Origin of the sequence: Streptomyces sp. NPDC048504, assembly GCF_043200035.1 — a bacterium.
GTDB lineage: Bacteria > Actinomycetota > Actinomycetes > Streptomycetales > Streptomycetaceae > Streptomyces.
Map to the genome: position 1 here is coordinate 77,894 of NZ_JBICXA010000018.1, position 22,786 is coordinate 100,679.

At 69.1% G+C, this 22,786-nt stretch carries 21 protein-coding genes; 9 read left to right on the top strand and 12 right to left on the bottom strand.

What is annotated here, in order from left to right:
* Positions 1–11 precede the first annotated feature (11 nt).
* From ACGFY9_RS36855 to ACGFY9_RS36870, 4 genes are all read right to left on the bottom strand, one after another.
* Complete coding sequence (locus tag ACGFY9_RS36855) at positions 12–1,487, bottom strand: GntP family permease (RefSeq protein WP_393761604.1); 1,476 nt, start codon at positions 1,485–1,487, stop codon at positions 12–14.
* 109 nt (positions 1,488–1,596) lie between these two features.
* The gene (locus ACGFY9_RS36860; RefSeq protein ID WP_393761606.1) at positions 1,597–2,001 is read right to left on the bottom strand and encodes a RidA family protein; all 405 of its coding nucleotides are present in this window, start codon (positions 1,999–2,001) and stop codon (positions 1,597–1,599) included.
* A complete protein-coding gene (locus tag ACGFY9_RS36865) occupies positions 1,998–2,759 on the bottom strand; it encodes an IclR family transcriptional regulator (RefSeq protein WP_393761608.1) in 762 nt (253 codons plus the stop codon). The genes ACGFY9_RS36860 and ACGFY9_RS36865 overlap by 4 nt, the downstream gene beginning before the upstream one ends.
* Positions 2,756–3,802, bottom strand: coding sequence for a sugar kinase (locus ACGFY9_RS36870; protein ID WP_393761610.1), 1,047 nt, complete (start codon positions 3,800–3,802; stop codon positions 2,756–2,758). Before ACGFY9_RS36870 ends, ACGFY9_RS36865 begins: the two co-directional genes overlap by 4 nt.
* A gap of 138 nt (positions 3,803–3,940) precedes the next feature.
* Here ACGFY9_RS36870 and ACGFY9_RS36875 point away from each other — a divergent pair, with 138 nt between their 5' ends.
* Together ACGFY9_RS36875 and ACGFY9_RS36880 are read left to right on the top strand one after the other, a co-directional pair.
* The gene (locus ACGFY9_RS36875; RefSeq protein ID WP_393761612.1) at positions 3,941–5,218 is read left to right on the top strand and encodes an amino acid deaminase; all 1,278 of its coding nucleotides are present in this window, start codon (positions 3,941–3,943) and stop codon (positions 5,216–5,218) included.
* Positions 5,219–5,243: 25 nt separating this feature from the next.
* Positions 5,244–6,839, top strand: coding sequence for an amidohydrolase family protein (locus ACGFY9_RS36880; RefSeq protein ID WP_393761614.1), 1,596 nt, complete (start codon positions 5,244–5,246; stop codon positions 6,837–6,839).
* A gap of 81 nt (positions 6,840–6,920) precedes the next feature.
* On the opposite strand, the gene ACGFY9_RS36885 is transcribed toward ACGFY9_RS36880, so the two are convergent.
* On the bottom strand, positions 6,921–7,757 hold the full coding sequence (locus tag ACGFY9_RS36885) for a trypsin-like serine peptidase (protein WP_393761616.1): 837 nt from the start codon (positions 7,755–7,757) through the stop codon (positions 6,921–6,923).
* Between the two features lie 180 nt (positions 7,758–7,937).
* Here ACGFY9_RS36885 and ACGFY9_RS36890 point away from each other — a divergent pair, with 180 nt between their 5' ends.
* The 6 genes from ACGFY9_RS36890 to ACGFY9_RS36915 all read left to right on the top strand — a co-directional run bounded on the left by ACGFY9_RS36890 (position 7,938) and on the right by ACGFY9_RS36915 (position 14,398).
* Positions 7,938–9,149 carry a pyridoxal phosphate-dependent aminotransferase gene (locus tag ACGFY9_RS36890; RefSeq protein ID WP_393761618.1) on the top strand — a complete coding sequence of 404 codons (1,212 nt, stop codon included), beginning with the start codon at positions 7,938–7,940 and terminating at the stop codon, positions 9,147–9,149.
* Positions 9,150–9,281: 132 nt separating this feature from the next.
* Entirely contained in the window at positions 9,282–9,686 is a 405-nt protein-coding gene (locus ACGFY9_RS36895) for a hypothetical protein (protein ID WP_393761620.1), read from the top strand.
* A 267-nt stretch (positions 9,687–9,953) separates the two neighbouring features.
* The gene (locus ACGFY9_RS36900) at positions 9,954–11,033 is read left to right on the top strand and encodes a substrate-binding domain-containing protein (protein ID WP_393761622.1); all 1,080 of its coding nucleotides are present in this window, start codon (positions 9,954–9,956) and stop codon (positions 11,031–11,033) included.
* 14 nt (positions 11,034–11,047) lie between these two features.
* Entirely contained in the window at positions 11,048–12,265 is a 1,218-nt protein-coding gene (locus ACGFY9_RS36905) for a toxic anion resistance protein (protein ID WP_393761624.1), read from the top strand.
* Entirely contained in the window at positions 12,262–13,800 is a 1,539-nt protein-coding gene (locus ACGFY9_RS36910) for a substrate-binding domain-containing protein (protein WP_393761626.1), read from the top strand. Before ACGFY9_RS36905 ends, ACGFY9_RS36910 begins: the two co-directional genes overlap by 4 nt.
* Positions 13,787–14,398 carry a hypothetical protein gene (locus tag ACGFY9_RS36915; RefSeq protein WP_393761628.1) on the top strand — a complete coding sequence of 204 codons (612 nt, stop codon included), beginning with the start codon at positions 13,787–13,789 and terminating at the stop codon, positions 14,396–14,398. The genes ACGFY9_RS36910 and ACGFY9_RS36915 overlap by 14 nt, the downstream gene beginning before the upstream one ends.
* Positions 14,399–14,402: 4 nt before the next feature.
* On the opposite strand, the gene ACGFY9_RS36920 is transcribed toward ACGFY9_RS36915, so the two are convergent.
* From ACGFY9_RS36920 to ACGFY9_RS36950, 7 genes are all read right to left on the bottom strand, one after another.
* Positions 14,403–15,563, bottom strand: coding sequence for a hypothetical protein (locus ACGFY9_RS36920; protein WP_393761630.1), 1,161 nt, complete (start codon positions 15,561–15,563; stop codon positions 14,403–14,405).
* The gene (locus ACGFY9_RS36925) at positions 15,560–16,351 is read right to left on the bottom strand and encodes a PP2C family serine/threonine-protein phosphatase (protein WP_393761632.1); all 792 of its coding nucleotides are present in this window, start codon (positions 16,349–16,351) and stop codon (positions 15,560–15,562) included. The genes ACGFY9_RS36920 and ACGFY9_RS36925 overlap by 4 nt, the downstream gene beginning before the upstream one ends.
* 3 nt (positions 16,352–16,354) lie before the next feature.
* On the bottom strand, positions 16,355–17,116 hold the full coding sequence (locus tag ACGFY9_RS36930; protein ID WP_393761634.1) for a VWA domain-containing protein: 762 nt from the start codon (positions 17,114–17,116) through the stop codon (positions 16,355–16,357).
* Positions 17,117–17,148: 32 nt separating this feature from the next.
* Positions 17,149–18,060, bottom strand: coding sequence for a hypothetical protein (locus tag ACGFY9_RS36935; RefSeq protein ID WP_393761636.1), 912 nt, complete (start codon positions 18,058–18,060; stop codon positions 17,149–17,151).
* 80 nt (positions 18,061–18,140) lie between these two features.
* A complete protein-coding gene (locus tag ACGFY9_RS36940; protein WP_365305381.1) occupies positions 18,141–18,602 on the bottom strand; it encodes a hypothetical protein in 462 nt (153 codons plus the stop codon).
* Entirely contained in the window at positions 18,589–19,572 is a 984-nt protein-coding gene (locus ACGFY9_RS36945) for a serine/threonine-protein kinase (protein WP_393761638.1), read from the bottom strand. The genes ACGFY9_RS36940 and ACGFY9_RS36945 overlap by 14 nt, the downstream gene beginning before the upstream one ends.
* Before the next feature lie 251 nt (positions 19,573–19,823).
* Complete coding sequence (locus tag ACGFY9_RS36950; RefSeq protein ID WP_393761640.1) at positions 19,824–21,647, bottom strand: phosphoenolpyruvate carboxykinase (GTP); 1,824 nt, start codon at positions 21,645–21,647, stop codon at positions 19,824–19,826.
* A gap of 328 nt (positions 21,648–21,975) precedes the next feature.
* Between ACGFY9_RS36950 and ACGFY9_RS36955 the strand changes: the two genes are divergently transcribed.
* Positions 21,976–22,689 carry a hemolysin III family protein gene (locus ACGFY9_RS36955; protein WP_327401650.1) on the top strand — a complete coding sequence of 238 codons (714 nt, stop codon included), beginning with the start codon at positions 21,976–21,978 and terminating at the stop codon, positions 22,687–22,689.
* Positions 22,690–22,786: the final 97 nt, after the last annotated feature.

Sequence of the window (22,786 nt, forward strand, 5' to 3'; positions counted from 1 at the left end):
CTACAAGCGGCTTACACGAACACACTGAGCACAGCGGCCACCGCGAACCCCGCGACCGACAGCACCGACTCCAGCACGGTCCATGTCTTGAGCGTGTCCCGCTCGCTGATCCCGAAGTACTTCGCCACCATCCAGAAGCCGCCGTCGTTGACGTGCGAGGCGAAGATCGACCCCGCCGAGATCGCCATGATGACCAGCGCGACGAACGCCTGCGAGTGGTCGCCCTCGGCCAGCAGCGGGGCCACGATGCCCGCCGTCGTCACGATCGCCACCGTCGCCGACCCCTGCGCGACCCGTAGTACCAGCGAGATCAGGTACGACAGGACCAGCACCGGGAGGCCTACGTCGTGGAAGGTGTCCGAGAGTGCCTGCGCGACCCCGCTCGCCTTCAGGACGGCACCGAAGATCCCGCCCGCGCCGACGACCAGCAGGATGTTGCCGACCGGCTTGAGGGACGCGGTGGAGACGGTCTCCAGGGACTTGCGGGACCAGCCGCGCCTCAGACCCAGGAGGTAGTACGCGAGGAGGAGCGCGATCGTCAGGGCGACGAACGGGCTGCCGAAGAACTCCACGACCGAGCGGCCGGTCGACGGGTCGAAGGCGATCGACGAGAAGGTGGCCGCGAGGATCAGGACGAGGGGCGTACCGATGATCGCGAGAACCGTGCCCAGCGACACCGGCTTCTCCTGCGGTACGACGCCGGACGCACGCTGTTCGTCGATGACCGCCTGCTTCGCCTCGGCCGCCGCCTCGACCATGTCCTGCGGTACGGCGACGAAGATCCGCTTGCCGATCCAGGCGGCGTAGGCCCACGCGGCGAGTACGGCGGGGATGCCGCAGACGATGCCCATGAGGATGACCCAGCCGAGCTGGACGTGGAGCAGGCCGGCCGCGGCCACCGGGCCGGGGTGCGGCGGCAGGAACGCGTGGGTCATCGACAGGCCCGCGAGCAGCGGCAGGCAGTACAGCAGGATCGACTTGCCGCCGCGCTTGGCGGCCGCGTACACGATCGGCGCGAGGACGAAGATGCCGACGTCGAAGAAGACCGGGATGCCGAAGATCAGGCCGGTGAGGCCCATGGCGAGGGGCGCTCGCTTCTCACCGAAGAGGTTCAGCAGCCGGGACGCCAACACCTCTGCCCCGCCGCTGACTTCGAGGATCGCGCCGAGCATCGTGCCCAGGCCGATGATGATCGCGACATGGCCGAGGATGCCGCCCATGCCGGACTCGATGGTGGAGACGGCGTCGGAGCGCTGGACCGTGCCGAAGAGTTCGGTGACCGAAAGACCGGAGAGCAGGCCGACGGTTATCGAGACGGCGAGGAGGGCCACGAAGGGCTGGAGTCTGACCTTGATGATCAGGAAGAGGAGGAGCGCGATCCCGAGGGCGGCGACCGTCAACAGGCCTGCTGTGCCGTCCAGTAGGAGGAGCAGGCCTCCGGTGTGGGGTGGGGGTGTGGGGGCGGTTGCGGCGAGCGGATAGGACATTTGGGGGGTCCTCTACGTAAGTACATCGGGCTTTCGGGCAGGGGAGATCGCGGTCCGGCGCCCCTGGAGGTGCCGAACCGTTTTACGGTGTGCGGGAGTTGAGGGTGCGTCAGCTCAGAACGGCCAGCGCGTCGATCTCGATGAGCAGCCCGGCGGGCAGGCCGACGTAGACCGTCGTGCGTGCGGCGGGGACCTCGACGCGGCCCTCGAAGTACTCGTTGTAGATCGCGTTCATCTCGGCGAAGTGGTCCACGTCCGTCAGATAGACGCGGATCATCATCGCGTCCTCCCAGCTCGCGCCGCCCTCCTCCAGGATCGCCTGGACGTTGGCGAGGGTCTGGAGGGTCTGCTCGCGCAGGGTCGGGCCGGCCGGCGTCGGCGGCTTGCCCTCCTCGGCGGGGAGGAAGCCGACCTGGCCGGCGACCTGAAGGATGTTCCCCTTGCGCACGCCGTGCGAGAACTTGGCGGGCGGGGCGGTGTGGGTCTTGGGGGTGAGCGCGATCTTGTCGGTCATTCGGTATCCCTGGTTGTTGTTCTGCCGGAGTACTCACCACTGATGGCGTCCGCCGTACGACGGACCAAGGGGAGCAGGGTGAGGAGTTCGTCGGCGGTGACGACGACGTTGGGCGCGGAGACCGACATCGCGGCGGCCACCCGTCCGTCGGCGCCCCGGATCGGCGCGGCGACGCAGTTGATGGACTCTTCGTGGCCGCCGAGGTCGGTGGCCCAGCCCTGTTCCCGCACCTTCTCCAACTCCCGCAGGAAAGCGGGGGCGTTGGGGGTGGAACGGGCGGTGTACATGGGGTATTCGAGCTTGTCGGCGAGGGCCCGGCGCTCGATCTCCGGAAAGTCGGCGAGCAGCAGCTTGGCCACGCCCGCGACCGTGATGGCGACCGGCTTCCCGATCCGTGAGTACATGCGCACCGGGTAGCGGCTCTCCACCTTGTCGATGTAGAGGACCTCGTTCTCCTCGTACACCGCGAGGTGGACGGTATGACCGCACTGTTCGTTCAGCCGGACGAGATGGGGGTGGGCGATCTCGCGGATGTCGAGGTTCTCCATCGCCTCCTGGGCGAGGGCGATGAGGCGGGCACCGAGGCGGTAGCGCTGGTCGGACTGGCGGTAGACCAGGCCGTGTTCGTGCAGGGTGCGCAGGAGGCGCAGGGCCGTCGACTTGTGGACGTCGAGACGCTCGGCGACCTGGCCGAGGTCGGCGGGGCCCTCGGCGAGCAGCGGCAGGATGCTGAGCGCGCGGTCGACGGTCTGACTCATGGCGTACATACCTCCTCGTCGGCCCAGTCGGCGGCGTCGGTCCAGCCGGGGCCGAGTCGAAGTCTCCCCCACGCCTGCTCGTCCAGGGCGACCAGCCGGTCGGCGTGGTCGCGGACGGGAGGCGCGGCGAGGTCGCCGGGGACGGTGAGGGCGGCGGCGGCCGTGAGATGGCCATGCCGCAGCCGGTCCCGTACGGGAAGTCCCCGCAGGGTCGCGGAGAGGAACCCGGCGGCGAAGGCGTCCCCGGCGCCGACCGCCGCGACCACGTCGACGTGCGGCGCGGGCACGAAGGTGGCGTCGCCCCGGTGGAAGACGGTGGCCCCGCGTCCGCCCTGCTTGACTACGAGCGTCTCGGGGTCGGGGAACGCGTCCCGTACGGCATCGGCCCCGACCAGCCCCCAGACCTCGGCGGCCTCGTCCTCTCCGACGAACACGAGGTCCGCGCCGCGCGCCAGCTCCAGCAGCACGCTCGGCCCGTCGGCCGAACGCCCCAGCGCGGGACGGTGGTTGACGTCGAAGGAGATCAGCGGGCGGTGCGCGCGGATCGCGGTCAGCTCACGGACCAGGCCGAGACAGTCCTCGGACAGCATCGGGGTGATCCCGGACAGATGCAGCACCCGTCCGGCTCGTACGGCGGCCAGGTCCACGGTGTCGACGGCCATCGCGGAGGCCGCGGAACCGGCCCGGTAGTACGCCACCTCGTGCGCGTCGGTGGCCCGGTCCCCGGCGGTGCGGAAGTAGATGCCGGTCGGGCGCTCGGGATCACGCCGTACGGCGGAGACGTCGACGCCGTAGCCGCCGACCGTCTCGACGAGGTGATCACCGAAGCCGTCGTCCCCGACCCGGCTGACCCACCGGACCGAGTGTCCGGCCGCCGCCAGCACGCACGCCACATTCGACTCGGCGCCGCCGATGGCGCGGTCGAAGGACGGCACGTCGGCGAGGCGACCCGGCCGGCTGGGTAGGAACGTGACCATGGACTCGCCCAGCGCTACGACGTCCACGACGTCACGGGCGGCGGTGGACTGTCCGTCGGCGGTCACGATGGTGATGGCTCCTCGTCCGGTGCGCCGGGGGCGGCGGCTCCGTTGACCCGGTGTTGGGCGAGATGTTAGACAGCGGTAAGCGATATACGCAATGAATGTTGCAGAGACTGCAACACTCCAGCTCAGGGAGGCCCCATGGTCCGCGACACCGGTACCGAAGCGCTCGCCCGGCTCGCCGGGGAACGCGTCGACCACCGTTTCAAGGGCCTCCCCCCGGACGCGGACGGCGTCACGGTCGCCGAGCTGGCGGCCCAGCGCCGCAACCTCTTCACCGGCGGCTTCCCCACCCCCGTCCTCGCCCTCTCCGCCGAGCGCCTGGACCACAACCTCCGCCTCATGGAGACGTACGCGACCCGCCACGGCCTCGCCTTCGCCCCGCACGGCAAGACCTCCATGGCCCCCCAGCTCTTCCACCGCCAACTGGCCCACGGCGCCTGGGGCATCACCCTCGCGGTCCCCCACCAGGTGCGCGTGGCAAGGGAGTTCGGCATCGATCGCATCTTCCTGGCCAACGAGCTGGTCGACCCGGCGGCCCTGAAGTGGATCTCCTCGCAACTGGACGCGGACGACGGCTTCCGTCTCATCTGCTACGTCGACTCCGTGCGCGGCGTCGAGTTGATGGACGCGGCCCTGCGCGGCGCCGCCCGCCCGCTGGACGTCGTCGTCGAACTGGCCGCCGGCGAGGGCGCCCGCACCGGCGTGCGCACGGAGGCGGAGTGCGCGGCGGTCGCGGACGCGGTGGCCGCCGTAGGGACACTGCGGTTGGTGGGGGTCGCCGGGTACGAGGGGGAGGTGCCCCAGGCCGATCCGGAGCGGGTGCACGCGTGGCTGCGGCGGCTGACCTCCCTGGCCGTGGAGTTCGACAAGGGCGGGCGTTTCCAGGGAGTTGACGAGATCGTCGTCAGCGCGGGCGGCAGCGCGTGGTTCGACGCGGTGGCCGACGTCTTCGCCGAGCTGCCCGAACTCTCGCTCCCCGCGCTGAAGTTGCTGCGCTCCGGCGCCTACGTCTCGCACGACGACGGCCACTACCGCGAGATCACCCCCTTCACCCGCATCCCCGAGGAGGGCGCCCTGGAGCCCGCGTTCCGGCTCTGGGCGCAGATCGTCTCCCGCCCCTCCCCCGAGCAGGCCTTCGCCAACGCGGGCAAGCGGGACGCGGCCTACGACCTGGATCTCCCCGTAGCCCAGGTCGTCCGCCGGGACGGCACCGAGCGCCCGGCGACCGGCATCGAGGTCACGGGCCTGTCCGACCAGCACGCCTGGCTGCGGACGGCCCCGGAGGCGGACCTTGAGGTGGGCGACTGGATCGGGATGGGCCTGTCCCACCCCTGCACGTCCTTCGACAAGTGGCAGCTGATCCCGGTGGCGGAGGCGGACGGGACGGTCGTCGACTACATCCGTACGTTCTTCTGATCCGCACGTTCTTCTTGGAGGAGTTGTGGAAGAGCTCGTCATCCGGGACGCGGACGTCGTGGACGGCAGCGGTGGACCGTCCTACCGCGCCGATGTCGTGATCGACGGCGGCAGGATCGTCTCGATCGTCCAGGAGGCCGCGGCGGCGGGGTGTCAACGTCCCAAGGCGCGCCGGGAGTTGGACGCGGAGGGCCTGACCCTCTCCCCCGGTTTCATCGACATGCACGCCCACAGCGACCTGGCCCTCCTCCGTGACCCGGACCACAGCGCCAAGGCCGCACAGGGGGTGACCCTCGAAGTCATCGGCCAGGACGGGCTGTCGTACGCCCCTGTCGACGACCGCACGCTGGCCGAGGTGCGCCGGGCGATCACCGGGTGGAACGGGTACGGCGACGACATCGACTTCGACTGGCGTTCGGTGGGCGAGTACTTGGACCGGCTGGACTCCGCATTCGGTGGGCGCGGAATCGCGGTCAACGCGGCCTACTTGATCCCGCAGGGCACGGTCCGGATGCTCGCCGTCGGGTGGGAGGACCGGGAGGCGACACCCCAAGAGCTGGACCGGATGCGGCAGTTGGTCGCCGAGGGCATGGAGCAGGGCGCGGTCGGCATGTCGTCCGGGCTCACCTACACCCCCGGCATGTACGCCAAGGACGCCGAACTCACCGAACTCTGCCGGGTGGTGGCGTCGTACGACGGCTACTACTGCCCCCACCACCGCTCGTACGGCGCGGGCGCGCTGGAGGCCTACGAGGAGATGGTGGAGCTGAGCCGCGAAGCGGGCTGCTCCCTCCATCTGGCCCACGCCACCATGAACTTCGGCGTCAACGAGGGCCGCGCACCCGAGCTCCTGTCCCTCCTGGACGAGGCGCTGGCGACCGGCGCGGACATCAGCCTCGACACCTACCCCTACACCCCCGGCTGCACAACTCTCGTGGCCATGCTGCCGAGTTGGGCGAGCGAGGGCGGCCCGGAGGAGATCCTGAGGCGCCTGGCGGACGACGAGATCGCCGACCGTATCCGCCACCACCTGGAGGTGATCGGCTCGGACGGCTGCCACGGGGTGCCGATGGAGTGGGACACGATCGAGATCTCGGGGGTCACAAATCCCGCGCTGGCGGAGTACGTAGGCCGCCGCCTCGACAACTGGACCACAGCCCGCCATCTCCTCCTTTCCGACCGACTCGCCCCGTCGATCCTCCAGCACGTGGGCCACGAGGAGAACGTCCGGCAGATCATGCGGCACCGCGTCCACACCGGCGGCTCCGACGGCATCCTCCAGGGCGCGAAGCCGCACCCGCGGGCGTACGGCACGTTCCCGCGCTACCTCGGCCACTACGTACGGGAGTTGGGACTCCTGACCCTGGAGGAGTGCGTAGCCCACCTGACGTCCCGCCCGGCAGCCCGCCTACGCCTGCCGGACCGGGGCCTGATCAAGGAGGGCTACAAGGCGGACCTCGTCCTCTTCAACCCGCAGACGGTAGCGGCAGGTTCAACATTCGAAGAGCCGCGCAACCTACCGACCGGCATCCCCCACGTACTGATCGACGGCCGCTTCGTGATCGAGGACGGCCACCGAACAACCGAACTCCCGGGCAGATCAATCCGCCGCACGCGATAGCGCCCTGTTTTTAGGGGCGCGGGGAACTGCGCGACCAGCCCCCACGCACCCGCAGACAAAAACGACACACTCAGCGGCGCACTACGGCTTAGGCAGGGTGCAACCCGACGCGCTGAGGCTGAGCACGTTCGCCGAGGTGAAGCACCCCGGGATGTTGTACGTCTCCTCGGCGTAGTTGATGCCCTCGCGAACCGTCACCGTGCCGTTCTCCGAGACCTCGCACGGGTTGTTCTCGGTGCAGGTCTCCCCGTCCTCGTTACCCGTGTTGTTGACCGCGACGACCTGCCCGGTACTGGTGTCGATCACCGGAGACCCCGACGTACCACCGATGGTGTTGCACGCGGAGGTGTAACGGACCGAGTCCTTCCAGGTCCAGTCGCCCTCCTTCAGCCGGTACACGAACCCGTCGATGCTGCAGCTGTAGATCGTCTTCCAGTACCCGGAGACGACCTTGATCGCGGTGCCGGCGGTCGGGTGCGTGGCGCTCACGGTGAGCGGGCTGATGTTGTACGCGCTCTTGATCGCCGCGTACGTCGTGGTGGTGCGGTAGATCGTCACGTCCGTGTCGGTCATCGTCGAGTAGACGACCTGGTTGGCGCGGAGTGTGGCGACCTTGGTGCCGGCCGAGTTCAGCAGCCCGAAGGTACGGCTGGAGGACTGGCCGGTGATGACCTGACCGGCCGCCGGGAACCCGGTCTCCAGGCAGTGGCCGTTGGTCATGACCAGCGCCGGAGCGGTGTCGGTCGAGTTCGGGAAGCGGATGACCGAGCCGGAGCAGTTGCTGAGCGAGACGGTACCGGCGAAGTCGACGGTCACCGCGGCGGCCTTCGGCGCCACCTGGGGTGCGGCGACCGCGGGTGCCACGCCCGCCCCGGCGATGGCCAGGGTGGAGAGCGCGGCAAGGAGAGGCTTGTTCATGTGGGGGTCCCCTCTTATGACGAGACGACCGGAGATCTTCCGGCCGCCGCCTTTTTGTCATGGGCATTGTGATCGTTGAGAGGGGAGGGGGCAAGGAGCGGTTTCCGGCCGTTCGCGGCGGTGTCTCATGTGGCGGAAAGCACGAGCCAAGTCTCGTTACCGCGCCGTAAGCTCACCGACATGCAGGTGATCCAGTCGACCAAGCTCTCCAACGTCTGTTACGAGATCCGGGGCCCGGTTCTCGAAGAGGCGATGCGTCTGGAAGCGGCCGGGCACCGCATCCTCAAGCTGAACACCGGGAACCCGGCAGCGTTCGGGTTCGAGTGCCCGCCCGAGATCCTGGAGGACATCCTCCGGAACGTGTCGTCGGCGCACGGGTACGGCGACGCGAAGGGCCTGCTGGCCGCCCGCCGCGCGGTCGTGATGCACAACCAGACCCTGGGCATCGAGACGGACGTAGAACACGTCTTCATCGGCAACGGCGTCTCCGAGCTGATCGTCATGGCGATGCAGGGCCTGCTCGACGACGGCGACGAGGTCCTCGTACCGTCGCCGGACTACCCGCTGTGGACCGCCGCCGTCTCACTCTCCGGCGGGACCGCCGTCCACTACCGCTGCGACGAGCAGTCCGACTGGATGCCCGACCCCGCCGACGTGGAGCGGAAGGTCAGCGACCGCACCAAGGCGATCGTCATCATCAACCCGAACAACCCGACCGGCGCCGTGTACGACGAGGCGATGATCAAGGGCCTCACCGACATCGCCCGCCGCCACAACCTCCTCGTCTGCTCGGACGAGATCTACGACAAGATCCTCTACGACGGCGCCACGCACACCCCGACCGCGAAGGTCGCCCCGGATCTGCTCACCCTCACCTTCAACGGGATGTCGAAGGCGTACCGGGTGGCCGGATACCGGGTCGGGTGGATGTCGATCTCGGGGCCGCGCGCGCACGCCGACTCCTACATCGAGGGTCTGACGATCCTGGCCAATATGCGGCTCTGCGCGAACATGCCCGGGCAGCACGGGGTCGTCGCCGCGCTCAGCGGGCGGCAGACCATCAACGACCTGGTGCTTCCGGGTGGCCGGCTGAAGGAGCAGCGGGATGTCGCGTACGACCTGCTGACCCAGATCCCGGGTGTGACCTGCGTGAAGCCGAAGGGCGCGCTGTATCTGTTTCCGCGGCTCGATCCGCAGGTGTTCAAGGTCAAGGACGACCGGCAGATGGTGCTCGACCTGCTGCGCCAGGAGAAGATCATGGTCGTCCACGGCACCGGGTTCAACTGGTCCGAGCCCGATCACTTCCGGGTCGTGACGCTGCCGTCGGTCGGGGATCTGCGGGACGCGGTGACGCGGATCGGGAACTTCCTGGACGGGTACAGCCAGCCGTAAACGGTGGTGGAGCCGCGCTAAACCTCGCGGGGCGGTTTTCTTGGGATCCTTCCGGCCAATTTTTCGGCCAGCACAACTTTAGACGAGATCTAAGCTAGGATGGTTTCCTGTCTGAGCACAGGAGACCATGCCATGTACGAACCGATCCGCACGAAGTCGGTCCACAGCACGGTGGCCCGCACCCCTTCCTCCGACTTTCCGCATCGGTCGCGTGAGGAGGAGCTGGACATTCAGCTTGCGGGGCATCTCGCTGCGCTGCTTGCGGTGACCGACGAACTGCGGGCGCTGGAGCCTTCTGCCGAGTTGGACGTGGCTGCGGAGAGGCTTGCCGGGCAGTTGACTCGGTTGCGTGGGGGTGCCGCCTCGCCGAGCAGGGCGGCAGTGCCCTCTTCTACGGCGCGGTTGGATGCCCTGCATCAGCGGGCTCATGCGCTTGCCGGGCGGGCCTTGGTTGTTGCTGCGTCCCGGGCGGATACTGCGGCGGCGATTCTGTCTGCTGAGCGGATGGATGCGCATGCGGTGACTGTGGTCGCCTGAGCTGTCGCGCCTTATCGCCGTGGCGGTTCTGTTGTCTTGCGAGTGCGCGTCCGCTGTGGCTGGTCGCGCAGTTCCCCGCGCCCCTAAAAACCACGGGTGCACGCCCGTTGTGGCTGGTCGCGCCCACGCGGCGGAGCCGCATATCGATACAGCCCCGCGCCCCTAAAGGGGCGCTCCTCTGGGCCGTGTTGATCCGGGACCCGGCCGACACTCTCCGTTCATCCCTTTCCTCGGGGAATGTTGGGTTCCGCGAGCACGCTGCCCCTCGTGAGACGTATCGCGGGAATCGTCCTTGCGGTGTTGCTGATCGGTGGCGTGGTGGCAGCCGTCGTAGCGGGCCGGGACAACGGGGACAAGGGCACGGCAACGAAGACCGTGCGTGGTGTGATCGGTTCGGAGAAGGCGGACTTCTTCGCCGATCCCGATGTGGTGAAGGCCTTCGCCGCCAAGGGCTTCACCGTGAAGACGGAGACCTCCGGGTCCTGGGCCATGGAAGGGCTCAACCTCAAGGGGTACGACTTCGCCTTCCCCTCCAGTCAGGCGCCGGCCGACGCGCTCGCCGACAAGTACAAGGTGCGGCAGCCGTTGCCGCGGCCCTTCTACTCGCCGCTCGTCGTCGTGGCCCACCGCAGCGCCGCCCAGGTGCTCGCGGACAACGGGCTCGCCACGCTGGACAAGAGCCAGGACCGCGGCACGCTGAAGATGGGCGCCTATCTCGACGCCGCCAAGCGGGATCTGACCTGGCAGCAACTCAAGGGGGCCTCGAAACACGGGGAGTTGACCGGCACCCTCTACATCGCCACCACCGACCCCGAGACCTCCAACTCGGGTGCTCTGTACCTCGCCGCCGCTTCGTACGTCGCAAGCGGCGGGCGGGTGGCGGCCAGTAGCGCCGATGTGGATCGCACCGCGCCCCTGATGCACAAGCTGATCAGCGTGCAGGGTGCCCAACAGTCCAGCTCGGACGCGCCGTTCAGGGACTTCATCAGCGGCGCCGGCAATCCGCTGGTCCTCGTGTACGAGTCGCAGGTGGCCTCACTGCTCTTCGACAAGCAGCCGGTCGGCGACCTCGTCGTGCTCTACCCGGACACCACGGCCAACAGCGACCACACCGTCGTACCGCTCACTCCGGAGGGCCGTGAGCTGGGTCAACTCCTCAGCAGCGACCCGACGTTGCGCAAGCTCGCCGTACGGCACGGGTTCCGGCCGCAGGGTGACACCGCCGAGTTCGTCGCGGCCACCGCCGCCCACTCCAGCTATCTCAACCAGACGCTGACCGGCGTCCGGCAGGCGCCCGTGCCCACCTCGACGGTGCTGCACGACATGGCGCGCCGGGCGCGCGGTTGAACGGGGGGAACCACATGAGCAGCAGTTTCAACACCAGCCAGAACAGCAGTCAGCACACCCAGAGCGGGGACGACGTCTTCACCCTCACCCCGCCGGAGGCCGTCGCACCGGTGCCCAAGGAGAAGGCCGGCGGGCTCGTGCCCGTCGATGACTCCGTCCGTACGGATATGGCTCAGAAGGCCGCCGCCTACGTCGAGGGGCTTGCCTCGCTGGATGCCCGCTCGCCCGAATTCGCGGGCAAGGTAGGGGAGATCAGCGCGCTCGGCGCCGGTGAGATGCGCACCGCGACCGCGCAGTCCAACCGGATGCTGGAGCGGACCGTGCGGAGCCTGCCGTCGAAGGGCGGGGACGCTCAGTCGCAGGTGGCGGGCTCGCTCGTGGAACTACGGCGTGTCGTCGAGGACTTGGACCCGCGCGACCTGCCCGCCTCCAAGGGGCGGAAGCTCCTGTCCCGGCTCCCGGGCGGCAACAAGCTGCGCGACCACGTCGCCAAGTACGCCTCCGCGCAAGGCACGTTGAACAAGATCGTGGGCTCGCTGCGCGGCGGCCAGGACGAACTCCGGCGCGACAATGCGGCGTTGCAGACCGAGCGGGTCCGCCTCTGGGAGACCATGGGCAAGCTGCAGGAGTACGTCGTCCTCACCCAGGCCCTCGACACGGCCGTCGAGCAGCACATCACCGGCGTCGAGGCCGCCGACCCCGGCCAGGCCGACACCCTGCGCGCGGACGTCCTCTTCCCGGTCCGGCAGAAGCACCAGGACCTGCTGACCCAGCTCGCGGTGTGCGCACAGGGCTACTTGGCGATGGACGTCGTACGGCGCAACAACGACGAGCTGATCAAGGGGGTCGACCGGGCGGCTACGACCACTGTCTCCGCCCTTCGGATCTCCGTCATGCTCGCCTCGGCCCTGGAGAACCAGCGCAAGGTCGTCGACCAGGTCAACGCCCTGCGCGGTACGACCGAGGACCTCATCCGGGGCAATGCCGAGATGCTCTCCACCCAGAGCGGCGAGATCCAGCGCATCGCGGCCGACCCGGCGGTGGGCGCGGAGACGCTGCGCACGGCCTTCCAGCAGATCTACCGCACGCTCGACGCCATCGACACCTACAAGGTCCAGGCGACCGAGGTGATGGCTGCGACCGTGGAGTCCCTGACGTCCGAACTCCAGAACGCCAGCACGTACTTGGAGCGCAGCCGGTCGCAGAGCGCCCTGGAAGGGGGTCTCGGATGAGACGTCTCCTCGCGCTCGCCCTCGGCACGGCCGCGCTGCTCACGGCCTGCACGTCGGCCCATGACACGAAGGCCGAGGCCGACAACGCCCCCAAGCCCGGCACCCTGCGCGTCCTCGCCTCCAGTGAACTCAGCGACATGACCCCGGTGTTCGACCAGGTCCGCAAGGACACGGGCATCACGATCCGCCCCACCTACATGGGCACCCTCGACGCGGTGGACCTCCTGGCGAAGGGCAAGGTCGACGGTCAGTACGACGCCCTGTGGCTGTCCTCGAACGACTATCTGCGGCTACGGCCCGACGCGGCGAAGAAGGTCGTCTCGGAGACCCCGATCATGTCGAGCCCGGTCGCGATCGGTGTGAAGACAGCCACCGTCACGGCACTGGGCTGGGCTCCGGACAAGGTCACCTGGTCGCAGATCGAACAGGCCGTCCAGGACGGCAAGTTGACCTACGGCATGACGGACCCGTCCCGCTCCAATTCCGGTTTCTCGACCCTCATCTCGGTCGCCTCCGCCCTCTCCGACGCCCAGTCGGCGCTCACCGACGCGGACGTCACCAAGGCGACTCCCCGGCTGAAGGAGTTCTTCAAGGGGCAGAAGCTGACCTCGGGTTCCTCCGGCTGGTTGGCCACGGCCTACCAACGCCGGGGAAACGTCGACGCGTTGCTCAACTACGAGTCCGTCCTCAAGGGCATCCCGGGCCTGACCGTGATCCGCCCGAGCGACGGAGTCGTCACCGCCGACTACCCGTTGACGTCCCTCGCCTCGACGGACGCCACGACCCGCGAGGACGTCCGGCGCGTGACGGCGGACCTGCGCACGGACGCCCTGCAGCAGCTGATCACCACCGGCACGCACCGCCGCCCGGTCGTCGCCTCCGTGCCTCCCGCGTCCGGCCTGGACACCAGCCGACGGCGTGAACTCCCGTTCCCCGGCAGCCAGTCCGTCGCCGACGGACTCCTGGACTCGTACGAGAACAAGCTGCGCCGTCCGTCGCGGACCGTGTACGTGCTGGACACCTCGGGCTCGATGGAGGGCGACCGGCTGTCCCGGCTGAAGAAGGCCCTCACCGATCTGACCGGCGACTTCCGGCAGCGCGAGGAGGTCACGCTGATGCCGTTCGGGTCGGCCGTGAAGAGGGTGCGGACTCATGTGGTGAGCCCGAGTGATCCGCAGGCCGGGCTGAACGCGATCCGCAAGGACACCAAGGCGCTCAGCGCTGACGGGGCCACCGCGATCTACACCTCGCTGGAGAAGGCGTACGAGCATCTCGGCACCGGCGGCGACACGTTCACCTCGATCGTGCTGATGACGGACGGCGAGAACACGACCGGCGCCAAGGCGAAGGAGTTCGACGGCTTCTACCGGCAACTCCCCACCTCCCAGCGGGACATCCCCGTCTTTCCCATCCTCTTCGGCGACTCGGACAAGGCGGAGCTCCAGCACATCGCCGACCTGACCGGCGGCCGGCTCTTCGACGCCCAACAGGGCTCGCTGGACGGCGCCTTCGAGGAGATCCGTGGCTACCAGTAGGTTCCTGGGCTACTTGGAGTCCCGCAAGAACCTCACCGGCAGCGCGTGCGGACTCCTCGGCCTGGTGCTGACGTTCGTCGGCGTGGCCGGGCCCTACTGGCCGGTCGTGGTCGTCGGTCTGTACGGCGCGGGTGCGCTGATCGCCCCGCCGGAGCGGCCGCCGCTGCCCGACTTCCCGGACCCGTCGGCCCAACTGGAGGAACTGCGGGACGACTTCGAGAAGCTCGGCGGCTACCTCACCGGCATCGAACTCCCGCCCGCCGCAGCGGGCCGGCTCACCGAGCTGAACCAGCTCCTCGCCGGGCTCCTCGATCCGCAGGTCACGCACGACCTCGCGCAGGACCCGGAGGGCGTGCACATCCTGTCGCGGGCGATCCGGCAGGACGTACCGGAGGCGGTCGACACGTTCGTACGGACGCGGTGGTGGACGCGGTTGGCACCCGGTACCGAGCCCCCTGAGCGGCACCTGGAACGGCAGTTGACGGTGCTTCAGGAGGAGGCGCAGGGCTTGGCGACCAGCCTGCGTGAGGTGGAGGCGCGGCGGCAGGAGTCGCACACGCGGTATCTGGAGGACCGGGGGCGTTCGCAGAACGGCTGAACTCTCAGAGCACCCCGATCAGGACGATCAGCAGGACGAGTACGAGCACCACGCCCACCACCTTCAGGGGGCCGAACCGGGAGCCCTGCGCGTCGCCCGGCGGTGGCGGTACCACCGGAACCGTCGGCCGTACCGGCAGGTTGAACACGTCGTGTCCCGTCACCGCGGCCCGCGTGCACCACGGGCAGGTCGGGAGGTGGGAGCCGTAGGAGTGCAGGGGGCGTTGCGGGCAGACCTGGACGCGGGAGCGCTCCTGGTCCAGGGCGCGCAGCCAGACTTCCGGGGTGGGGCGGGCGGAGGGGGCGTGGACGCCCGCGCCGAACGCCGTGTGGGCCAGGGTCAGGAGGCCGGGCGGGAGGACCGAGGGGTCGACGGTGCCGCGGGGGATGACGACCGCCTCGGGGCGGACGACGTAGGAGACGCTCGCGGCGATGTTGTCCTTGACCGTCGACTCGGGTGTGCTCTCGTGCGGGACGCCGCCGAAGGGGTGGTTGCCGGCCGTGAGGAGCTGGTAAATGAGCACCGCCAGCGCGAAGTTGTCGCTCTCCTCGGTGGCCGCGGCGCCCGACTGGCGTTCCGGTGAGGAGTAGTCGGTGGTGTGCATCAGGCAGGGGAAGGGCTCGCCGGTGACGGGGTCGGTGAAGGCGATGGAGTCGCAGTCGAGGAACGTGACGAAGCCGTTGGCGTCGACGACGACGTTGCTGCTGGAGAAGTCGCCGATGACGAGCTGGTCGTAGTGCATGCGGGCGGTCATGAAGGCGAGGTTCCAGGCGACGCCGAGCAGGAAGCGCCAGTCGGCGCGGTCGCCGAAGAGGCGCAGGCGCTGGGCGCGGGTGAACAAGCCCACCAGCTGGACGTGTTGGGGTTCGCCGAAGCGGCGCATGGCGTAGCCGAGGAACTCGCCCTCGGGGCTGCGGGCGATGGCGGTGGGCCAGGCGAGTTCGGGTGGCTGGTTGGCGTCGGTGGGGCGGGCGGCCAGGGGGGACATCGTGAGCATGCGGGCGAGGCGGCGCTCCAAGTCCGGGCCGGGGCGGTCGCGGTAGAGCTTGACGACGATCGTGTCGTCGCCCTCCACCGGGAAGACGGCCGCCTGGCCGCCGCCCTTGAGGGGGAGTTCGGCGAGGGTGACGAGCTTGCCGTCCAGGTGGACCGTGCGGCCGCTCATGGGGTCACCGCGCGCACGGCTCGCAGCAGGGTCTTGTCGTCGGCGTTGAGGCTGGTGAGCCGGTCCGACCTCAGGAGGGCGGCGAGGCTGTCGTGCGCTTTGTCGGTCACCGGTCCAGGGGTGTCGAGGGAGCCCAACACCGCATCCACGAAAGAGGTGTTGGGCTGTGGCGGGCCGCCGCCGGTGAGGGACAGGGCGGCCTGCGTGAGGCCGTCCGTGGACAGCAGGACGCCGTCGACGCGCGGGTCCGCGACGCAGTCGGTGCGCAGTCGGCGGGGCGCGTCGGGCGAGGTGAGGAAGACGGTCTCGTTGCTGTACTCGCTGACGGCGGGCGGCTGCGGGAGGAGGTGGAACTGCCGTTCCCCGTCCTCCGTTCCGGCGCGGACCACGACGAAGCCGTCGCCGACGCTGAGATGGCCCAGCCAGCCGGGCGTGAGGACCACGACGGTGAGGGTGGTCGCGTAGTCGGGGGCCGTACTGCCGTAGGTGTCCAGGAAGATCTTGCTGACGTCGTGGAAGGCGTCCGAGAGCAGGTCGTGGACCTCCTCCCCCGGCGGGCAGCCGGACGCGGCGGCCGCCCGGCGCCGGAAGTGCTCGGCCGCCAACTCGACGGCGTGCAGGGCCCCTTGGTCGGAGTGCGGGCGGCTGCCCGAGCCATCCGCGACGGCGAGGACGGACACGGACGCCGAGGTCGTGTAGGTGCAGGCGTCCTGGCAGGGCGTGCCGGTACGGCGGTGCCGGTAGCCCTCGACGCTCAGGCCGTGGATGCGCCAGGGCGATTCGGCCACCGCTCAGCTCTCCCAGGCCGGACGCTGGGTCTTGAACTGGCTGAAGATCTTCTCGAAGACCTCGTCGCCCGCGCCCTTCTGCTCGGCGTTCGCACTGGCCGACATCATCTGCAGCAGCTCGCGGAACGGGAAGCCCTGGATGCGCGCGTTGAACTTCGGCGCGAAGGCCTGGAGCACCTGCTCGCCGCGGTCGGTGATGCCGCCGACGCCGATCGCGTACAGCCGGAAGCGGCGGGCCTGTTGCTGGTCGGCGAGGACGGGCAGCAGCCGGTGCCAGGAGTCGGTCATGTGGCCGGTGGCATCGGTGGGGAGGCCGTCGGTGACCAGGCAGATCTGCGGGCGGTAGTACTGGAGTCCGGAGGCGCGCAACTCCGCCTTGCGGGCCGCGACGACATGCATGGCCAGCTCCAGCGCCTCCGTCATCAGGGTCACGCCGGACGCGGTGAACCGGGGCGCCTGGAAGGCGTGCGCGGGCACGAAGGGGCTCACCGGGGCGCGCGGGTCGAGGAGTTGGGGTCCGCGCCAGGCGCCGACGCCCCGGCCGCCGAAGGTGATCACGGCGACCTCGACGCTGTAGCTGAGGGAGACGTCGTCGTGGAGTTCCCTGGTCCACTCGGCGAGCGCGTCGTTGAGCGTCTGGATCGGCGCGCCCGCCATGGAACTCGATGTGTCCAGGCACAGCACGAGCGGCAGCCGTTGCGCGTTGTTCTCGAACTCGATGTCGGCGTACTCCGCCGGCATCGTGGGCGGGTATTCGCTGTGCATGGCGTCTCCTGGTCGACCGGGCGGTACGGGGGTCACGAGGTGCCGCGCGCGTGGTGCCGGGCGGCAGGCGGGAAGGCGTACAGGACGTCGGAGTCGGCTTCGTGGGCGTCGGTGACCTCGACGTACGCGCCGGGCACGGGCGGCGTCCGGTCCGGTTCGGCCCACACCGCGCGGTACAGGACGTGGTCGAGTTCGACGTAGCCCTGCGGGTGAAGTGCCGTACGCACGACGGCCGTTCGGGACGGTCCGGTGCGGGGGCCGACCCGGCGGCCGTAGGAGGACGGGGCCGGTGCGGGCGGGACGGGGCGCAGCCGGGCGGTGGTCTCGGTGGTGGTCTCCTCGGAGCGGGCCTCCGTGGCGCCTGCGACGGCCGGGGTGCGGGAGCGGCGGACCGCGAGGAGGAGGGCCAGGAGCAGGAGCAGGAGTACGGCGGTCAGGGCGAACAGCAGGACTCGCGTGTAGTCCGTGGACTTGTGTCCGCCCCCGAGTTCGGCGACGCCCACCTTCTTGTCGATCAGTTGGCCGCCGGTGAGCGTGGACCTCTTGAGCGCCTTGCACAAGTCGCTGCCGCAGGCGGGGAGTTCGCCCAGGGTCTTGTCGTCCAACTGGTCGATCTGGGCGTCCCGGTCGACAAGTGCGTGGCCGGCCAGGACGATCAGCGCGGTGCCGCCCTGCCCGGTGTGGACGTCGGCCGGTACCTGGACCCGAAGGTTCTTGAGGTCCGCGCGGACGGCGGCCTGGCTGCCCTGCTGGCCGGCGTCGAAGCCCAGCGGCTTGTTCAGCGTGACCGTGACCACGGCCCCGTCGTCCAGCGCGTCCTGCCAACAGCCCAGCCGCGTCGGAAAGTTCTTGCCGCAGTCCGCGCCGGCCGCGGCCGCCGGCCCCGCCGGAATCACCGCGATCAACAAGCCGAACAGCAGAGCGGTGAACAACGTATGTCTCATGACGACCCCCCGTTGGCGCCCATAGTGGAGGCAACAGGGCGGTGGCCGAAAGGGGTTGACTGAGAATGCTCAATTCACTTCTAAAGCTGGAAAACCTGATGACAACGGGTGAACATCTGTCGCGCCCGTTCCACCCAATCACTGGCCAGAACATCGAAATCCGCCTGGGAGATCCGGCAGGTCAGCGGGAGGTCGCAGACCCCGGCGAGGCACGGTCTCGGTCCGCGCACGTCCCATACCGAGAGCATGGGATTCAGCTGTTCGGTGTTCCACGCGTTCGACGCGGCGGCGGCGATCGCCAATTGATCCTTGCGCAGAGAATGACCGTCGGTGACAAAGGCGACAAGGAGTCTTTTCGTGGTCATGAAACGCACGGTGAGCGTGCGCCCGGACGCCTCTAGATCGAATTGCAGGGAGACGGAATCGACATCGCTCTCGACGTGGTAATTCCGGCGGGCGCCCCAGGTGTGGGTCAACTGCCGCCAGGACGAACCGATGTCGTAGTCCCGGCCGGGCGGGAGGGAGGCCTCAGGCGTCGCCACGGACCACCGCCTGCGTGATCATGTCGTCGGTGAGGCCCGCGTCCAGCAGGGCCTGCGCGTGCAGCAGCAGACAGGACGGCACCGGCAGGCTGGTGCCGCCCCCGCGCCGGGCCTCCAGTTCACTGCGCCGGACCTCGATCGTGCGGGCCACGGCGGGCGGCGGCCAGGTCGCGGGGCGCGGCTGCGCGAGCAACTCGCCGAGCAGCACGTCCAGTTGGGGCCGGTCCTCGGGCCGCTTGGCCAGACACCGCGCGAGCAGCGGCCGTATCCCCGGTGGTACGCCGTCCAGTTCGGGTGGGCGGTGCACGACCCGCAGGCTCACCGCCTCGCCCGTGCCGAACGGCGGGCGGCCCGTCAGCGCGTACACCAGGACACCGCCGAGGGAGAACACATCGCTGGGCGGGCCGATCTGACCGGCCGTCATCTGCTCCGGGGACATGAACGGCGGGGTGCCCACCACGATCCCGGCCTGGGTGAGGCTCGGGGCGCCCTCGACGCGGGAGATGCCGAAGTCGATGACGCGGGGGCCGTCGGAGGCGAGCAGCACGTTGGCCGGTTTGAGGTCGCGGTGGACCAGGTTGGCCGCATGGATCGCCTGGAGCGCCTCGACGAGGAACGCACCGAGCCTGCGGACCTGCGCCTCGGGCAGCGGACCGTCCGATCTGACGGCCTCGGCGAGCGACGGCCCGGGCACGTACATCGTTGCCAGCCAAGGGAGTTCGGCCTCGGTGTCGGCGTCGACGACGGCCGCGGTGTAGGCGCCGCTGACCAGCCGGGCGGCGGCGACCTCGCGGGCGAAGCGCTCGCGGAACTCGCTCTCCGCGGCCAGTTCGGGCCGTACGACCTTCACCGCCACCTCACGCCCGGCCGGCGAACGGCCGAGATACACCCATCCCATCCCGCCGGAGCCGAGCCGCCCGGCGATCCGGTACGGCCCCACGCTCAGGGGATCGCTGACCGGTGTGCGCACCCCGCTCACCTCACTTCGGGGTTCGTTGCAGGTTGTCCCGAGTGTCCCCCGAAATCCCGTCTTGGGCAGGGGAGATGCGTGAAATGGCGGTCAGGGGTGCGCCGTGGAGCCCCGTTGGTGTAACGGCAACGGGCAGGGCCCCGCACGCCGTTGTGCGGGGCCCTGCCCGTCGTACTGCCACCGCGGCCGGCCTGTGACGACATTGCTGGTCAGGGCACAATCGGCGGCCGGCCGCGGAGTTTCGGTGGGCGCTAGCCCAGGCGCTGCACCAGCGCCCGGTACTCGTCCCACAGTTCCTTCGGCGTGTGGTCGCCGAAGGTGTTGAGGTGGTCGGGGACCAGGGCGGCCTCCTCGCGCCACACGTCCTTGTCGACGGTGAGCAGGAAGTCCAGGTCCGCCTCGGACAGGTCGAGGCCCTTGGTGTCGAGGGCGCCCTTGGCCGGCAGCACGCCGATCGGGGTCTCGACGCCTTCGGCCTTGCCGTCGAGGCGTTCCACGATCCACTTCAGGACCCGGCTGTTCTCGCCGAAGCCGGGCCACACGAACTTGCCCGCGTCGTTCTTGCGGAACCAGTTCACGTAGTAGATCTTCGGGAGCGTCGCCTGGTCGCGGCCCTTGGCCACATCGACCCAGTGGCCCATGTAGTCACCCATGTTGTAGCCGCAGAACGGCAGCATGGCGAAGGGGTCGCGGCGCAGCTCGCCGACCTTGCCCTCGGCGGCGGCGGTCTTCTCGGAGGCCACGTTGGCGCCGAGGAAGACACCGTGGTTCCAGTCGAAGGACTCCGTCACCAGCGGTACGGCCGAGGCGCGCCGGCCGCCGAACAGGATCGCCGAGATCGGCACGCCCTTGGGGTCCTCCCACTCGGGCGCGATGATCGGGCACTGCGAAGCGGGCACGGTGAAGCGGGCGTTGGGGTGGGCGGCGGGCGAACCGGACTCCGGCGTCCAGGAGTTGCCCTTCCAGTCCGTGAGGTGGGCCGGAGTCTCCTCCGTCATGCCCTCCCACCAGATGTCGTTGTCGTCGGTCAACGCCACGTTGGTGAAGACGGAGTTGCCCCACAGCGTCTTCATCGCGTTGGCGTTGGTGTGCTCACCGGTGCCGGGCGCGACGCCGAAGAAACCGGCCTCGGGGTTGATCGCGTAGAGCCGGCCGTCCTCCCCGAACCGCATCCAGGCGATGTCGTCACCGATCGTCTCGACGGTCCAACCGGAAACGGTGGGCTCCAGCATCGCGAGGTTCGTCTTGCCGCAGGCGCTCGGGAAAGCGGCGGCGACGTACTTCGACTCACCCTGCGGGGGCGTCAGTTTGAGGATCAGCATGTGCTCCGCGAGCCAGCCCTCGTCCCGCGCCATCACGGAGGCGATGCGCAGGGCGTAGCACTTCTTGCCGAGCAGCGCGTTCCCGCCGTAGCCGGAGCCGTAGGACCAGATCTCGCGGCTCTCGGGGAAGTGCGAGATGTACTTGGTGGAGTTGCACGGCCACGGCACGTCCGCCTCGCCCTCGGCCAGCGGCGCTCCGAGCGTGTGCACAGCACGCACGAAGAATCCGTCGGTACCGAGTTCGTCGAGGACGGGCTGTCCCATGCGGGTCATGGTGCGCATGGAGACGGCGACATAGGCGGAGTCGGTGATCTCGACGCCGATCGCGGAGAGGTCCGAACCGAGGGGGCCCATGCAGAACGGGACGACGTACATCGTCCGGCCCTTCATGGAGCCGCGGAAGATGCCCTTTTCTCCCGCGAAGATGTCCCGCATTTCCGCGGGAGCCTTCCAGTGGTTGGTCGGACCCGCGTCCTGCTCCTGCTCGGAGCAGATGAACGTCCTGTCCTCGACCCGGGCGACATCGGTCGGGTCGGAGGCGGCGTAGTACGAGTTGGGGCGCTTGATCGGGTCGAGCTTCCTGAAGGTGCCCTTTTGGACGAGCTCCTCGCTGAGCCGCTCGTACTCCGCTTCGGATCCGTCACACCAGACCACGCTGTCCGGCTGGGTCAGTTCGGCGATCTCGTTGACCCACGAGATCAGTTCCTTGTGTTCGGTTGGGATGACGGGGGGAGCCGCGATGTCGCGCGCCACGATTGCTCCTATGATGAGGGATTTTGTCCTTGTTGCCCCGTGGGGGCCGCGACCCGGATGCTTCACGATGGTCGATCTTGGCGCTCATCCGGTGCCGACCGCACTCATTTGATCATCCGACGCGTCCGCCCATATGTCCAGAGGGCCTCACATACGAGCGACGTGAGGATCGCCACTCATCAACCACTCATCGGCATGTTTTCCGTGCGTCACCATCGATTCACCCCGGGTACCCGGTTGTCGGCTACGCATGAGACAGTGGCCACTTCTGGCCCCCATCTCGCCGCACTGATACGTAACTTACGGTTCCGTAGGTACGATTGAGCGCATGACTGCGTCCGTCCCCGACGCGCCCACGGACACGCCGACAGACGGCCACGGTCCCTCCGCGCTCTCCCTCCCCGACCACGTCAAACCGAAGTTGCGCGGCTGGCTGCACCTCGGCATGTTCCCGGCCGTACTCGTCTCCGGCCTGGTGCTCACCGCTCTCGCCGACACACCCCGGGCCCGTATCGCCTGCGGGATCTTCGCCCTGACGGCCTGCCTGCTCTTCGGCGTCAGCGCCCTGTACCACCGGGGCGACTGGAGCCCGCGCATGGACGGCGTCCTGCGCAGACTCGACCACGCCAACATCTTCCTGATCATCGCGGGCACGTACACGCCCCTGACGATGCTGCTGCTGCCGGGCGCCAAGGGCCAATGGCTGCTGTGGAGCATCTGGGGCGCGGCCGCGGCCGGCATCGCCTTCCGCGTCTTCTGGGTCGGCGCACCGCGCTGGCTCTACACCCCCTGCTACATCGCGATGGGCTGGGCGGCCGTCTTCTTCCTGCCCGACTTCATGCGCACGGGCGGCATCGCCGTCCTGGTCCTGGTGGTCGTCGGCGGACTGCTCTACAGCGCGGGCGGCGTGATCTACGGCATCAAGCGCCCGAACCCGTCACCGCGCTGGTTCGGTTTCCACGAGGTCTTCCACTCCCTCACGGTGGCGGCATTCCTGGTGCACTACGTGGGGATCTCGCTGGTGGCGTACCAGCACGGGTAGCACCTGCGGCACCTTCTCCTCATGGCCACGGCTTTCGAGCCGTGGCCATTTTTCATGCCCGTTCGGCTGCCGGCCGCCCGATCGCCATGTTTTGACA

Coding starts and splice junctions, on each gene's coding strand:
- ACGFY9_RS36855 (WP_393761604.1), bottom strand. CDS start 1,487: ATGTCCTATCCGCTCGCCGCAACCGCCCCCACACCCCCACCCCACACC.
- ACGFY9_RS36860 (WP_393761606.1), bottom strand. CDS start 2,001: ATGACCGACAAGATCGCGCTCACCCCCAAGACCCACACCGCCCCGCCC.
- ACGFY9_RS36865 (WP_393761608.1), bottom strand. CDS start 2,759: ATGAGTCAGACCGTCGACCGCGCGCTCAGCATCCTGCCGCTGCTCGCC.
- ACGFY9_RS36875 (WP_393761612.1), top strand. CDS start 3,941: ATGGTCCGCGACACCGGTACCGAAGCGCTCGCCCGGCTCGCCGGGGAA.
- ACGFY9_RS36885 (WP_393761616.1), bottom strand. CDS start 7,757: ATGAACAAGCCTCTCCTTGCCGCGCTCTCCACCCTGGCCATCGCCGGG.
- ACGFY9_RS36890 (WP_393761618.1), top strand. CDS start 7,938: ATGCAGGTGATCCAGTCGACCAAGCTCTCCAACGTCTGTTACGAGATC.
- ACGFY9_RS36895 (WP_393761620.1), top strand. CDS start 9,282: ATGTACGAACCGATCCGCACGAAGTCGGTCCACAGCACGGTGGCCCGC.
- ACGFY9_RS36905 (WP_393761624.1), top strand. CDS start 11,048: ATGAGCAGCAGTTTCAACACCAGCCAGAACAGCAGTCAGCACACCCAG.
- ACGFY9_RS36910 (WP_393761626.1), top strand. CDS start 12,262: ATGAGACGTCTCCTCGCGCTCGCCCTCGGCACGGCCGCGCTGCTCACG.
- ACGFY9_RS36920 (WP_393761630.1), bottom strand. CDS start 15,563: ATGAGCGGCCGCACGGTCCACCTGGACGGCAAGCTCGTCACCCTCGCC.
- ACGFY9_RS36930 (WP_393761634.1), bottom strand. CDS start 17,116: ATGCACAGCGAATACCCGCCCACGATGCCGGCGGAGTACGCCGACATC.
- ACGFY9_RS36935 (WP_393761636.1), bottom strand. CDS start 18,060: ATGAGACATACGTTGTTCACCGCTCTGCTGTTCGGCTTGTTGATCGCG.
- ACGFY9_RS36955 (WP_327401650.1), top strand. CDS start 21,976: ATGACTGCGTCCGTCCCCGACGCGCCCACGGACACGCCGACAGACGGC.